The sequence below is a fragment of the Nonomuraea sp. NPDC052634 genome, assembly GCF_040678535.1.
Lineage (GTDB): Bacteria > Actinomycetota > Actinomycetes > Streptosporangiales > Streptosporangiaceae > Nonomuraea > Nonomuraea fastidiosa.
This window is the reverse complement of sequence record NZ_JBFATY010000002.1, coordinates 414,541-426,725: the sequence shown is the minus strand read 5'-3', so window position 1 is coordinate 426,725 and position 12,185 is coordinate 414,541. Positions and strand designations below refer to the sequence as shown.

Below are 12,185 nucleotides of genomic sequence, written 5' to 3'. Positions count from 1 at the left end.
AGGAACCGACATGGACGCGAACGGGCTCGAGTCGTTGCCGGCCGCCGAGTTGCACGACCGGGCGGTGCGCTACGCCGTACGCCACGGGGACCTGGGGTTCCTATGGGAGTTGCTGAAAGTGATCCCGGCGGCCGAGGCCGCCAGCGGTCACCACGATGAGAGCGCCAACGACCTCAGCAGGGTCTCGGCGCTGCTGAGCGACGCTCTCGTGGCGGGCGAGGGCAAGCTGGGCGAGGCGCTGCGCCCGATCTATCTCGACTACCTGCGTAAACATCCGGATGCCTGAGCGCCGGGGGCGCGCACGGGTCTCCCGTGCGCGCGCCCGGTCAGAGTCGTGAGCGGAGCGTGACGTGCGGTCCGCGTCACGCGGTGCGGACCGGAGGGGGTGAGGCGCGGCTCGGTCAGCCGGCCAGGCGGGCGCGCCGGTCGTTGTAGGTCGCGAAGCCTGGCGTGGTCAGCTCCTGCCCGTCGTGCAGCACGATCAGCGTCTCGTAGCAGCCCTTCGCGGCCAGCTCGTTCGCGAAGCGGCGGGCCTGGATGGGGCCCATGGCGTACATGGCCGTCGCGTACGCGTCGGCGAGCCCCAGGTCGGGGCCGATGACGGTGACCGAGCCCAGCGTGTCGCGGACCTCGCCGGTGTGCGGGTCGAGCACGCGGGACCCGCCGGAGGTGGCGATGCCGAGGTCGTGTGCGAGCACGGTGCGGCGGATCTTCCCGGTACGCGGGTCGCGCACGGGCACCCGCCAGCGCCTGCCGGGGGCGTGGGAGCCGCGCACGCGTACGTCGTTTCCCGCCGTGATGCGGTGGTCGCCCGCGCCCGCCTGGAGCAGCGCGCGGGACAGTCGCTCCAGTGCCCAGCCCTTGACGTAGCCGGAGGGGTCGGTCACGCCCTTGATGCGGGCGTCGAACCAGCCGCCGGTGGACTCGCTCAGCTCGTCGCAGCGGTGCAGCACCTCGATCAGCTCGGGGATCTGCTTGAGGGTCAGGCCGCGGTTGAGCCGGCTGATCTGGCTGTCCTCCTTGGCCGGGCTGAAGGTGTCCTCGGCCCAGCGCAGCCAGGCGAAGGCGTCGTCCATCAGCGGGGTCAGCTCGCGCGCCGGAAGCGGGGTGCGGATCTCGATGGTGACCGGCCGGCCCATGAAGGTCTCGGTGCGGCTGCTGCCCGGGAAGGACGCCGCCGTGGCCGGTGTCAGGGGAGCCGTGGCGGGCTCGGCGATATGAGAGGTCATCGCGGACTCGGCGATGGAAGTCGTCACGGACTGGAAACGATCAGAAGTCGTCATCTTGCCTCCTTGTCCGCCGTCCACGCTGTCAGATCGCTCGTATGGTAAGCCTAAACCTTGAGGTCAGAACTGAAATGGATCTGTGACCTCGGCACGGCCAGGCGCGACAGCGCCCCACCTACATAACGCTGAAAGCGGCGCGGACCTGCCACCACCACCTCGCGCTCGGCGATGTCGGGAATCTCACGTCCGAGCCCGGACGCGCTCACCCGCTCCTTGGCGCGCGGATCGTGCTCGGCGCCCTCCACGAGGATGACGCGGTAGCGGGCCTGCAGCTCGCGCAGCTCGTCGGTGACCCGCTCGGTGCGGTAGACGGCGACGGTGCCCGGCTCGTCCGCCAGCCGCTCGTGCAGCGTCCTGGGGTCGAGCCCGGTCGCGATCAGCAGAGACGGTCTGGAGGTCCGGGGCGCGCGGTGGCTCAGTACGGCCATCACGGCCGCGGCCGCGTACAGCAGGAGCGAGCACACCCGGCCGAAGCCACTGACGGCGGTCGTCCCGCCGAACTCGTGCGCCACCAGCAGCGCTCCGGTGAGATAGCCGCCTAGCCGCAGGCGCTGCCTGGCCTCCTCGGTGCGGAGATACGCGGCGGCCTTGACGGTGACGAAGCCGAGGGCGACGAGCAGCGCCGCCGCGGCGTAGGCGGAAGGAGTCCACGGAGCGCCGAAACCCGGCTGGATCGCCCCCAACTCGGCGATCGCGACGCCGCTCCAGAAGAGGATCGGCCCCTGTTGAGGATTCGCCTCGCTAGCCATACCTCAACCTTGCGGACCGAACATGAAAGCCGTCTGAGTAGGGTCTAGAAACATGGCTAACGTGCGTGTGGAGCGGACTGAAGACGGCGGATTCCGGGCGACGAACGCCCGCGGCGCCGAGGTTGCGATCGGCGGCGGCGATCAGGAGGGGGTGTTCACCCCGGTCGAGCTGCTGCTGGCGGCGGTCGGCGGGTGCAACATCGTCACCGTCGAGCCGCTCACCGCCAAGCGGGGTCACCGGCTGGTGCGCCTGGCGATGACCGTCGAGTCGGAGAAGATCGAGCCCAACAAGCTGGGGACGGTCACGGTGACGTACGACGTCGAGCTGCCGTCGGAGGAGGCCGGCGAGGTGTTCGAGGCGGTCGCCCACCGGGTGCACGAGAAGTACTGCACGGTGAGCCGGTCGTTGCAGGACGGCACTGAAGTCCGGTTGGAGCTTCCGTAGTTGGGATTAAACAGATATTCGACCCCGTTATGACGCGACCGTTGCATTCGTCTCGGTAGCGTAGTAGCAGGTCAGGAGCACTGGCGACTGACCGCGAGGACCTTCACCGATGCGGACGCGGAGGGGGACCGCGGGCCGCAAAGTGCGGGACCGCCGGCGTTTTTGGGGGAAGACGCCGGCCTGGACCGCCGCCGATCGGGCCGGGCAGATTTGGGGGAACTGCCCGGCCCGATCCATGCGTACGCGACCCCCGGCCGGATCCAGGCGTAATCCCTCGGCCGACTCGGGACCCCTCGGCCCGAATTCGGGACCCTCGGCTTGATTCGGGACCCATTCCTGATTCGGGACCCCTCGGCTCGATTTGGGGCCCTCGGCCCGGCCCGGGACCCTCGGCCCGACTCGGGCGTAATCCCGGTCCGATCCCTGCGTTACGCCGGCCTGATCCGTGCGTATCCTCCGGTGAGTGAAGAAAGTTCTCATCGACTGCGATCCGGGGATAGACGACGCACTCGCCCTGGCGCTGGCCGCCGGCTCGTCGGACGAGATCGACCTCGTGGGCATCACCACCGTCGGCGGCAACGTGGACCTGGAATTCACCACCGCCAACGCGCTGGCGCTGCGCGAGTTCCTGCGGATGGGCGACGTGCCGGTCACCCCGGGCAGCGCGGGCGCGCTGCTGCGCCGCACGGTCCGGGCCGCCGACGTGCACGGGCCCACCGGGCTCGGGGACGTCGTCCTGCCCGCCCCCACGCGGGGACCCTCCGAGGGGCACGCGGTCGACTTCATCGTGGAGACGCTGCGGGCCGCGCCCGGCGAGATCACGCTGGTCGCGGTGGGGCCGCTGACGAACATCGCGCTCGCCGTACGCCGTGAGCCGCGCATCGTCGAATGGGCCCGCGACTTCGTCATCATGGGCGGCTCCTTCACGCGCGGCAACCACAACCCGGCCGCCGAGTTCAACATGCTGGCCGACCCCGAGGCCGCCGCGATCGCCTTCGAGGCCGGGTGGACGGTCAAGATGCTGGGTCTCGACGTGACGCTGACCGCCGCCGTGACCTCGCCGGTGCTGGAGCGCATGCGGCCGCTCGGGCGGTTGTCGGAGCTGCTGGTGCCGGCCGCGCAGTACTACGGGATGGTGACGGCCGAGGGCGGGCCCGCGATCCACGACGCATGCGCGGTCGCGTACGTGCTGCGGCCGTCGCTGTTCACCTGCGTGCCCGCCGTGGTGAACGTGGAGACCGCCGGGCAGTACACCAGGGGCATGACCGTGACGGACTTCCGCGTCGAAGGCCGCCAGGCCAACGCCCTCGTCGCGACGTCCATGGATGTGCCGGCGTTCTGGGACCTGGTGCTGGGGGCGTACGAGAAGCTGGCGGCCCGCCTGGCGTGATCGTGTCGTCAGGGACCGGATGAGCACGGATGTGCCTGGGCGGCGCGGGCACTGTCCGAGGGCTGATAGAGTTAACCCCGTTGCGCCGCTAGCTCAGTTGGTCAGAGCAGCTGACTCTTAATCAGCGGGTCCGGGGTTCGAGTCCCTGGCGGCGCACCACAGCAAAACCCCAGCTCGGGATGACCGGGCTGGGGTTTCTTGCGTCTGCGGCGCTTTCACCCCAGGCGGTGGGGCGTCTTCGCCCCAGGCGGTGGGGCGTCTTTGCCCCGGGCGGTGGGCGTCGCCGTCTTCGCGTGGGAGGCGGGCAAGACCGGCACGAGGTGCCGTGGACGCGCGGCCTACGTGATCGCAGCCGGCCTCGTCCTCATCGGCTCCCTACGTCCAGCAGACGAAGACTGCACTCCTGAGAAGGCGGTGAAGGGGTGGACGGCGTCGCGAAGGCGTAGGCACGGCAGGAGCTTGCCGCGTCGCCTCGGGATGGCGTCGTCACGGTGGGCGCTCCACGGCGGGAACGGCTGTGGCGGGCCGCGCATTCGGCGGGACGGCGGGCGCCGCGTTCAGGTGCCCGCCGTGGGGTCGCCAGGACGGCCGGTCAGGCGGGGCGTTCGTCGACGCCGACCGCGCCCACGCCGGTGGTGAGGATGCCGCCGCAGTAGCCCTGCGACTCGCCGGAGCCGCCGGGCTCGAGGCGGACCCACTCGCCGACCACGTCAGGGGCCATGCCGCAGACCACCACGGCGCGGAAGATCCACGCGCGGCCCGTGCGGTTGGTGCAAGACGCGATGCCGAGGTCGCGGTCGATCGCGTGGACGAACGTGTGGCAGTCGAGGTGGGTGGCGGCCGCCGCCGGCGACGCGGTGAGCCCCATCGTCAGCAGCGCGAACGCGCCGGCGGCCGCGGCCATCCGGATGGTCATGGACATTGCCCCTCCTGGACGAACGATCGAACATCACTTTGCGTGGTCGATCGTAAGCGAAGGGTGATGGCGTTGCCTAGCGGTAGTAGCCCTCGACGGGAACCCGGGCCTCGTCGTACAGGGCCGGGCCGGTGCTGGGCGGGTCGGTGAAGGCGCTGCCGGGCGGCTTGAGCCCGTCGAGCTGCTCGCCGGACAGCGCGTACACGACCCGGCCGAGCCCCGAGCGGGCGATGGCCCCTGCGCACATGCCGCACGGCTGGCAGCTGGTGAACATGGTGGTGGCCGCCGCCGTGTCCGGGTCGAGCTCGCGGGCCGCCCAGCGGGCCAGCTTCAGCTCGGGGTGCGCGGTGATGTCGCGGTCGGTGAGCGTGCTGTTGCGCTCTTCGGCCAGGATCGTGCCGTCGGGGCCGGCGAGCAGCGAGCCGAACGGCGGGTTGCCGCCCGCCCGCGCCTCGGCGGCCAGCTCGATCGCGCGGCGCAGCAGCCGCTCCTCGTCAGGTGTCACGGTCACCGGCTCCTCCTCGTCGTCGGGGTCTCCGCAGCCTCTCACAGGGGACGCGGCACTCCGCCACCCAATAAAGGGCATCCCCGGTCATTGCGGGCGCGTCGCCACTCGATAAAGGTGCGTCAGGAAGGGCGCGGCGGCCCGTCACGTCTCCTGGAGGCGGCGGATCATGGCCTGCTTGGCCGCGGCGAACTCCTCATCCGTCAGCACCCCCGACTGGTGCAGCCGGCCCAGCTCGGCCAGGCGGCGCAGCACCGCGTCGTGCACGTCGTCGGCGGGCGGCGCGGGCAGCGGCTGGGGCGGCTCGGGCACATCGCGCGGCAGGCGCGCGAGCACGGCCGCGGCCACCAGGGCGGTGGTGCCGCCGTAGCGCTGCACGCCCCACGAGACGCAGCGCGGGTCCTTGTCCGGTGCCAGGCCGGGCCCGCCGCCCTTGAGGCGGAAGCGCAGGCTGCCGTAGCCCATGCCGGACTGCGGCTTCCACTCCACGCTCGCCACGTCGGTCAGCGGGAACTCCTGCGGGCCCAGCTTCTCCTTGTCGCTGCTGGCCCAGCCGGTCCACTCCAGGCGGATGCGCTCGCCGTCGAAGGAGACCGTGCCGTCGCCGGCGGTGGCGGTGATGGGCACGTCGGGGACGCGGACGAGGTAGTGCTCGCAGGGGCCGCTGGGCGTCTGGAAGACCCGCAGGGTGTCGCGCACCTCGTCGGCGAAGTATTCGGCCGCGCCCGTGCGGCCTTTGGGCACGGCCAGCCGGTACGGGTCGGCGGGCGGCGTCAGCGCCCCCGCGACCACGTCGTAGAGCGCGTCGGCGCCCTTGCGCAGCCTTAATCTCAGGTGGCCGCCCTTGCGCCCGGGCTCGAACGACACCCCCGCGATGGCCTCGAGCGGAACGTCGATGTCGCCGAGAGCTCTGCGCAGCTCATCGATGCCTTTATCGCTCCCGGGGACGATACGCAGCGTTTCCCCATCAAACGTCCACGACCCGTCGGGCACCGCGATCTCGGCCATATTCTCAGCCTAGGACACGCGCGCGGCACGATCACAGACGAAGGAGCGCGATGGAGATCTTCACGAGCTGGCCGTCCTGGGCGCACGCGGAGGGCCCGCTGGCCGCGGCGCTCCCCGCGCCCACCGTGGACGCCCTGCGTGACGCGGTCGCCTTCGCCCGGCGCAGGCACGGCGTGCAGCAGCGGCCGACGGGGCGGCCGTACCTGGAGCATCTTCTCGAGGCGCTGGAGGTGGCGGTGCGCGGCGCCGGGCTGAGCGACAGGGACGTGCTGGTCTCGATCGTGCTGCACGACGTCCTGGAGGACACGCCCTGCACCGAGGCGGAGGTCGCGCGCCGGTTCGGGCCCGAGGTGGGCGCGCTGGTGCGGTGGGTGACCAGGCCGCCGGGCGGTGCGAAGGCCGACCACCTGGCCTCGCTGGTGAAGGCGCTGCCCAAGGCGGTGCTGGTGAAGCTGGCCGACCGGGTGAGCAACGTACAGGAGCTGCAGCGCATGCCGTGGCGGTTTCAGCGGCGCTACTACCTGGAGACGGTCGCGTACATCATGCCGCTGGCCGGGGCCCATCCGTGGTTCGCGACGTGGTTCGCCGAGTGGCGTGGACACTGGCGGCGCGTCGAACGCTGGCCGGCCTGACGACCCCAGCGGATGCGATGAGCGGGCCCCTCGCAGGAGGCCCGCCCCGCGTGCGCGTCACGCCTCGGCGTGCACCGCCCGCTCGTTCGGGACGCAGTGGGTCATCTTCAGGTTCTCGACGTCGCGCGGCCCGTTCCTGCCCAGCTTGGCCAGCCGGTCGCGGTCCTCGTCGGTGAGGTCCTGGCTCTGCAGCGGCTCCAGGTGCGAGACGTCGTCGGGTGTGATGCCGAGGCCCTCGCCCACGCGCAGGCCGAGGTCGTCCTCGGCGAGCAGGAAGTGCCAGACCATGCGCTCCTGGATGGGCCGGTCGCACTGCTGGAGGTTGGTGACGAGGTTGCCGACGAGGTCGTCGCGCTCCCACTCCTCCATCAGCAGGTACCGCTGGCCTGCCTGCTTGTAGTCGTTGGTACGCGGGATGCGCTTGCGGGTGAGCCGGCCGGAGACGACCGGGCCGACCTCGTCGGGGTGCGGATAGTGCGCCTCGCGCAGCCCGCCGCGCAGCGACGGCTCGTAGTTGATGTGCGGGTCCTCGCCGCCGGTGTCGACGAAGTACGTCATCTGGCCGTCGCGCTGGTTGGTCCTGCATTCGGCCTTGGTCTGGTTGACCGGGAGCTGCAGATAGTTGGGCCCGACGCGGTAGCGCTGGGTGTCGCTGTAGGAGAACGTGCGGCCGATGAGCATCTTGTCGTCGGAGAAGTCGAGCCCGTCGACCAGCACGCCGGTGCCGAACGCGGCCTGCTCGTTCTCGGCGAACTGGTTCTGCACGTTGCGGTCGAGCACCATGCGGCCGACCGGCAGCGCGGGGAACTCGTTCTCCGGCCAGACCTTGGTGTCGTCGAGCGGGTCGAAGTCCAGCTCGGGATGCTCGTCGTCGGTCATGATCTGCACGCGCAGCTCCCACTCGGGAAAGTCGCCGCGCTCGATGGCGTCGTGCAGGTCCTTGGTGGCGTGGCCGAGGTCGTGCGCCTGGACGGCGGCGGCGTCGGCCTGGGTCATGCTGCGCACGCCCTGCTTGGGGATCCAGTGGTACTTCACCAGCCGGGTCTCGCCCTCCGCGTTGACCCACTTGTACGTGTTCACGCCGAAGCCCTGCATGTGCCGGTAGTCGGCGGGGATGCCGCGCGGGCTGAAGAGGTTGACGAGCATGTGCATGCTCTCCGGCGTCTGCGACATGAAGTCGAAGATCCGGTTGGGGTCCTGGCGGAACGTGACGGGGTCCGGTTTGAGCGAGTGGATCACGTCGGGGAACTTGATGGCGTCCCTGATGAAGAAGACGGCGAGGTTGTTGCCGACGAGGTCCCAGTTGCCGTCCTCGGTGTAGAACTTGACGGCGAAGCCGCGCGGGTCGCGGGCCGTCTCGGCCGAGTCGCGCCCGCCGATCACGGTGGAGAAGCGTACGGCCACGTCGGTGCGCTTGCCCTCTTCCTGGAAGAGCTTGGCCCTGGTGTAGCGGGCGATCGGCTCGTCGCCGAGCTTGCCGTACGACTCGAAGTAGCCGTAGCTGAGCGTGCCCCTGGCGTGCACGACGCGCTCGGGGATGCGTTCGCGGTCGAAGTGGCTGATCTTCTCCAGGAACTGGTAGTTCTCCAGCGTCGCCGGGCCGCGCGGGCCGATCGTCCGCTGGTTCTGGTTGTCGTAGACCGGATGCCCCTGCCGGTTGGTGAGGATGGGGCGCTGATCGTCCGGCCGCGAGCCCTGACCCGAAACGTCGGTCATCGTACCGATTCCTTCCCCCTTGCGTAGTCCTCCCCGCCTGCCCGCGAGGCTGGGACGGAAACAGGGGGAGCCCGGCTACGGGCGGCGGCTGCCGGGCGGCACCACCTGGAGCGCCGTCTCCAGCGCGGTGGCCTCCTCCGGCGTGAGACGCTCGAGGAAGTGGACCAGCGTGGCGGCCTGGTTGCCGCTGGCGGCCAGCGCGTGGCGCATCAGCTCGGCGGTGTAGGCCTCTTTGGTGGAGACGGGCTCGTACATGTAGGCCCGCCCGACCGGCTCGCGCCTGAGCAGGCCCTTGGTGTGCAGCTTGTCCATGACGGTCATGACCGTCGTGTACGCGATCTCCCGCTCCTTGCGGAGGTCTTCGAGCACGTCGCGGACGGATGCGGGCCTGCGGTAGGACCACATCCTGTCCATGATCGTGGCTTCGAGCTCTCCCAGGGGGCGTTTCATGCCCCACATGTTGAAGCGTGGTCACGTACGGACCTCGCCGCTCCAAGACTCGGTCAGCGGCTCACGCCGTCGGACGGCCGCCGCAGCAGGTCGAGGTCGGACCGCCGGGGCAGGCTCTCCCAGTCGCCCTGCGAGGTGACCGCGAACGCCCCCGCCGCGCACGCCGTGGCCAGCCGGTCGGCGGGCTCGGCGCCGGCCAGCCAGTCGGCCAGCCACCCGGCCGCGAACGCGTCGCCCGCGCCCACCGAGTCGACCTCGGTCACCTGGTACGGCTCCGCCCGCAGCACCGCGCCGTCGGACAGCTCCATCGCGCCCTCGGCGCCGAACTTGATCAGCACGTGCCGCGGCCCCCGCTTGGCCAGCTCTGCGGCCAGCTCCTCGGCGTCATCGACGTCGGCGATCAGCCGGCCTTCCGCCTCGGTGGCGAACAGCACGTCCACCTCGCCGATGACCTCGCGCAGCCAGGCACCGGCCTCCTCGGGGCTCCACAGCGCCTTGCGGTAGTTGACGTCCAGCGAGATCGGCACGCCCGCGTCCTTGGCCACGGTCATCGCGTGGCGCACGGCCTCGCGCGCCGACGCCGACAGCGCGGGCGTGATCGCGGAGACGTGCAGGATCCTGGCCGACCTGATGAGCGCGGGGTCGAGGTCGTCGGCGCACAGCCGCGAGCCCGCGCTGCCCTTGCGGTAGTAGCGCACGTCGATGAGGTCGGCCGTGCGCCTGCCCTTGATCATCAGGCCGGTGGGCGCGCCGGGGTCGGCGATGGCCCGCACGTCGACGCCTTCGCCGGCGAGCGTGAACCTGATCAGGTCGCCGAACTCGTCGGCTCCCACCCGGCCCACCCAGGTGGCCGCGTGGCCGAGCCGGGACACGCCGATCGCGACGTTGGACTCCGCGCCGCCCAGGCCGAGGTCGAAGTCGCGGGCGAAGCGCAGTGGCCCCGTGCGCCGCGCCGCGAACAACGCCATGGTCTCACCGAAGGTCACCAGCTCAGTCATCGGATCGTGCTACCCAGCCCTTCCTCGAACCAGCGCCGAATCCCGGCGACCCGGCCGGTCCCGTGGCGGCGCGTCCCCCACACCCTAGCGGGGCGCTTTCGCGCCGCCGCCGGGGCATGGAAGGGACCGCTGAAGGCCGCCGCCGGGGCATGGAAGGGACCGCTGAAGGCCGCCGGAGCCGGACGCGACCCCGGACCGGCCGGAGCGCGCCCGGGGCGGCGCGCTCCGGCTCAGGTGCACGGCTCCGGCAGGTGCGGAGTCTCAGCTCTGCGGGCGGCGGCCCAGCTTGTCGGTCCAGCCGAGCTCTTCGAACGTCACCCGCGTGGTGTCCTCGCCCTTCTCCGCCACCGCGTACTCCAGCAGCTCGGCGGTGTCCTCATCGACGACCAGCCGGAACTCGTACCCGTCGTCGCTGTCCACCGCCACGCTGACGCCCTCGCGCCCCGCGGCGTCCTTCACCTCGCCGCCGGAGCGGATGCCCGGCTGGTCGGCGAGGATCCGGAAGACGGCGGCCCGCGTGCCGGGGCTGGTCGGCGCGGTCATCAGATCGACGGCGGTCTGCCACAGGTAGAGGTCGAACTCCTTGTCGTCGTCCGGCAGCCGGTCGAACTGGGCGCGCAGCCGGGCGGCCAGCGCCTTCTTCGACGTGGGCAGGTCGCCGACGTTCTGCAGGGTGATGTCCATGTTGGAGATCGACAGCGGCCTGGGCAGGGTGTCGTCCACGCTCTGAGACCGGTCATCGAGCAGCTTCGGCGAGCCGAGCCTGCGCCACTCGGCCTCGTCCTGCGGCGTGGGGAAGACCACCTCGCGGTCGGAGCGCTTGGTGCGGTTGGTGCCGCCCGCCTGCTTCGGCCGCCACTGCTCCTCGGTCTCGACGACGTACGCCTTGAACGGCGGGCCGTCGGGGTAGACGCTCTCGCGCAGCTCCGCCAGCTTCTTGTTGTACTTCTCATTGATGGCGACCAGCTCGTCGTCCTTCGCGCCGGTCCTGTCGATCTCGGCCTGCTCCTGGCGCTGCAGCTTGGCCACGCCGTCCCAGAACTTCTTCGGCCAGTAGCCGGTGGGTGAGGCCGTGCGCTGCCGCACGTACCAATAGGAGCCGGAGCCGGGCTTCTCGCGCAGGGCGGTGTCGGCGGCGGCGAGCAGGAAGGTACGCGCGTCGATCTTCGCGGTCGGCGACGCCCCCGCCTCGCCGGTCGCGACCTGCGAAGTGCCCGGAGGCGGGACCTGCGCGGGCGGCGTGCCGGTGAGCACACCGGTCGAGACGACGACGGCGCCCGCCGTGACGGCGGCGATCGCACCCGCCGCCAGCAGGAACACGGGACGCCGGGCGGGCAGGCGGCGGGGCTCCGGCCGGGTCTCCTCCCGGGCCTCGGCGAACGCCCTGGCGAGATCGCCGTCGCGGCGCCGCCGGTAGCCCGCCTCGGCGAGCTCGTCCAGCTTCTCCGGCTTGAGCCGGGCGAACGTACGGTCGGTCATGTCCTCCCCCTGAGGGTTGTCGTGCGCACGTCAGCTCTCCTCGGCGAATCTGTTGCGGGGTGATCGGGCCGGTGACCTGGCGGCCCGCGCCTCCTGGCGGAGCGCGCGGCCGAGCCGCTTGCGCGCCCGGTGCAGCCGCACGTTGAAGGTCCGCGCCGAGCAGCCCATGACGGTCGCGGCCTGCTCGGGTGTCAGGCCGTACCAGGTGGCCAGGATCAACGCCTCCACGTCCTTGTCGGGAAGGGCGCGCAGGGCGGAGATGGCCTGCTCCCGGTCCACCACGTGCTCGGCGACGTCCCAGGCCAGGTGCTCGTGCTCGGTGGTCAGCGCGGAGATGCGCTCGACCAGGTCCTGACGCCGGTGCCACAGCTGACGTTGCTTGGCGAGTTTGTTACGGGCGACGCCCAGCAGCCACGGCAGCACCTGCTCGGGTAACTCGTCGAGCCGCCGCCAGGCCACCAGGAACGTCTCGCTGCACACATCCTCGGCCGCGCCCTCCTCGACGCGGAGCAGCACGTAGCCGAGCACGTTCCGGTAGTACCGGTCGTACAGCGCGGTGAATCGCTCTTGGGGATCGTCCACACCCAGTAGTCCCTGCGGCCGTCTCTCGA

General features: G+C 71.2%; 14 protein-coding genes and 1 tRNA gene. 5 read left to right on the top strand and 10 right to left on the bottom strand.

All coding sequences use genetic code 11. The annotated features are described in order from the left end of the window. The first annotated feature begins 10 nt into the window (after positions 1-10). Positions 11-286, top strand: a complete 276-nt coding sequence (locus AB0K67_RS14595; RefSeq protein ID WP_364058728.1) for a hypothetical protein — start codon at positions 11-13, stop codon at positions 284-286. A 115-nt stretch (positions 287-401) separates the two neighbouring features. On the opposite strand, the gene AB0K67_RS14590 is transcribed toward AB0K67_RS14595, so the two are convergent. Next, positions 402-1,283 carry an FAD:protein FMN transferase gene (locus AB0K67_RS14590; RefSeq protein ID WP_364058725.1) on the bottom strand — a complete coding sequence of 294 codons (882 nt, stop codon included), beginning with the start codon at positions 1,281-1,283 and terminating at the stop codon, positions 402-404. A 50-nt stretch (positions 1,284-1,333) separates the two neighbouring features. Next, positions 1,334-2,035: a hypothetical protein gene (locus AB0K67_RS14585; protein WP_364058722.1), complete on the bottom strand. Its 702-nt coding sequence runs from the start codon at positions 2,033-2,035 to the stop codon at positions 1,334-1,336. Between the two features lie 52 nt (positions 2,036-2,087). Between AB0K67_RS14585 and AB0K67_RS14580 the strand changes: the two genes are divergently transcribed. From AB0K67_RS14580 to AB0K67_RS14570, 3 genes are all read left to right on the top strand, one after another. Further along, the gene (locus AB0K67_RS14580) at positions 2,088-2,480 is read left to right on the top strand and encodes an OsmC family protein (protein WP_364058719.1); all 393 of its coding nucleotides are present in this window, start codon (positions 2,088-2,090) and stop codon (positions 2,478-2,480) included. 463 nt (positions 2,481-2,943) lie between these two features. Next, complete coding sequence (locus tag AB0K67_RS14575) at positions 2,944-3,870, top strand: nucleoside hydrolase (RefSeq protein WP_364058716.1); 927 nt, start codon at positions 2,944-2,946, stop codon at positions 3,868-3,870. Between the two features lie 82 nt (positions 3,871-3,952). After that, positions 3,953-4,029, top strand: a tRNA-Lys gene (locus AB0K67_RS14570). Between the two features lie 433 nt (positions 4,030-4,462). On the opposite strand, the gene AB0K67_RS14565 is transcribed toward AB0K67_RS14570, so the two are convergent. The 3 genes from AB0K67_RS14565 to AB0K67_RS14555 all read right to left on the bottom strand — a co-directional run bounded on the left by AB0K67_RS14565 (position 4,463) and on the right by AB0K67_RS14555 (position 6,299). Continuing rightward, the gene (locus AB0K67_RS14565) at positions 4,463-4,792 is read right to left on the bottom strand and encodes a hypothetical protein (protein ID WP_364058714.1); all 330 of its coding nucleotides are present in this window, start codon (positions 4,790-4,792) and stop codon (positions 4,463-4,465) included. A gap of 70 nt (positions 4,793-4,862) precedes the next feature. Next, a complete protein-coding gene (locus AB0K67_RS14560; RefSeq protein WP_364058711.1) occupies positions 4,863-5,297 on the bottom strand; it encodes a nucleoside deaminase in 435 nt (144 codons plus the stop codon). Positions 5,298-5,435: 138 nt separating this feature from the next. Next, positions 5,436-6,299 carry a DUF4429 domain-containing protein gene (locus tag AB0K67_RS14555; protein WP_364058708.1) on the bottom strand — a complete coding sequence of 288 codons (864 nt, stop codon included), beginning with the start codon at positions 6,297-6,299 and terminating at the stop codon, positions 5,436-5,438. Between the two features lie 50 nt (positions 6,300-6,349). Between AB0K67_RS14555 and AB0K67_RS14550 the strand changes: the two genes are divergently transcribed. Beyond that, on the top strand, positions 6,350-6,931 hold the full coding sequence (locus AB0K67_RS14550; RefSeq protein ID WP_364058705.1) for an HD domain-containing protein: 582 nt from the start codon (positions 6,350-6,352) through the stop codon (positions 6,929-6,931). 57 nt (positions 6,932-6,988) lie between these two features. Here the strand turns inward: AB0K67_RS14550 and AB0K67_RS14545 are convergent, their stop codons facing one another. The 5 genes from AB0K67_RS14545 to AB0K67_RS14525 all read right to left on the bottom strand — a co-directional run bounded on the left by AB0K67_RS14545 (position 6,989) and on the right by AB0K67_RS14525 (position 12,156). Then, positions 6,989-8,647, bottom strand: coding sequence for a catalase (locus AB0K67_RS14545; protein WP_364058701.1), 1,659 nt, complete (start codon positions 8,645-8,647; stop codon positions 6,989-6,991). Between the two features lie 75 nt (positions 8,648-8,722). Further along, positions 8,723-9,097 carry a BlaI/MecI/CopY family transcriptional regulator gene (locus AB0K67_RS14540; RefSeq protein WP_364058698.1) on the bottom strand — a complete coding sequence of 125 codons (375 nt, stop codon included), beginning with the start codon at positions 9,095-9,097 and terminating at the stop codon, positions 8,723-8,725. A 53-nt stretch (positions 9,098-9,150) separates the two neighbouring features. Next, positions 9,151-10,095, bottom strand: coding sequence for a sugar kinase (locus AB0K67_RS14535; RefSeq protein ID WP_364058695.1), 945 nt, complete (start codon positions 10,093-10,095; stop codon positions 9,151-9,153). Positions 10,096-10,356: 261 nt separating this feature from the next. After that, the gene (locus AB0K67_RS14530) at positions 10,357-11,574 is read right to left on the bottom strand and encodes a hypothetical protein (protein ID WP_364058692.1); all 1,218 of its coding nucleotides are present in this window, start codon (positions 11,572-11,574) and stop codon (positions 10,357-10,359) included. A gap of 30 nt (positions 11,575-11,604) precedes the next feature. Continuing rightward, positions 11,605-12,156, bottom strand: a complete 552-nt coding sequence (locus AB0K67_RS14525) for a sigma-70 family RNA polymerase sigma factor (protein WP_364058689.1) — start codon at positions 12,154-12,156, stop codon at positions 11,605-11,607. Between the last annotated feature and the right edge of the window lie 29 nt (positions 12,157-12,185).

What these genes read in the sequence shown, in the direction of transcription:
- AB0K67_RS14595 (WP_364058728.1), top strand. Translation starts at nt 11, where the DNA reads ATGGACGCGAACGGGCTCGAGTCGTTGCCGGCCGCCGAGTTGCACGAC.
- AB0K67_RS14585 (WP_364058722.1), bottom strand. Translation starts at nt 2,035, where the DNA reads ATGGCTAGCGAGGCGAATCCTCAACAGGGGCCGATCCTCTTCTGGAGC.
- AB0K67_RS14530 (WP_364058692.1), bottom strand. Translation starts at nt 11,574, where the DNA reads ATGACCGACCGTACGTTCGCCCGGCTCAAGCCGGAGAAGCTGGACGAG.
- AB0K67_RS14550 (WP_364058705.1), top strand. Translation starts at nt 6,350, where the DNA reads ATGGAGATCTTCACGAGCTGGCCGTCCTGGGCGCACGCGGAGGGCCCG.
- AB0K67_RS14535 (WP_364058695.1), bottom strand. Translation starts at nt 10,095, where the DNA reads ATGACTGAGCTGGTGACCTTCGGTGAGACCATGGCGTTGTTCGCGGCG.
- AB0K67_RS14555 (WP_364058708.1), bottom strand. Translation starts at nt 6,299, where the DNA reads ATGGCCGAGATCGCGGTGCCCGACGGGTCGTGGACGTTTGATGGGGAA.
- AB0K67_RS14580 (WP_364058719.1), top strand. Translation starts at nt 2,088, where the DNA reads ATGGCTAACGTGCGTGTGGAGCGGACTGAAGACGGCGGATTCCGGGCG.
- AB0K67_RS14590 (WP_364058725.1), bottom strand. Translation starts at nt 1,283, where the DNA reads ATGACGACTTCTGATCGTTTCCAGTCCGTGACGACTTCCATCGCCGAG.
- AB0K67_RS14540 (WP_364058698.1), bottom strand. Translation starts at nt 9,097, where the DNA reads ATGAAACGCCCCCTGGGAGAGCTCGAAGCCACGATCATGGACAGGATG.
- AB0K67_RS14565 (WP_364058714.1), bottom strand. Translation starts at nt 4,792, where the DNA reads ATGTCCATGACCATCCGGATGGCCGCGGCCGCCGGCGCGTTCGCGCTG.
- AB0K67_RS14545 (WP_364058701.1), bottom strand. Translation starts at nt 8,647, where the DNA reads ATGACCGACGTTTCGGGTCAGGGCTCGCGGCCGGACGATCAGCGCCCC.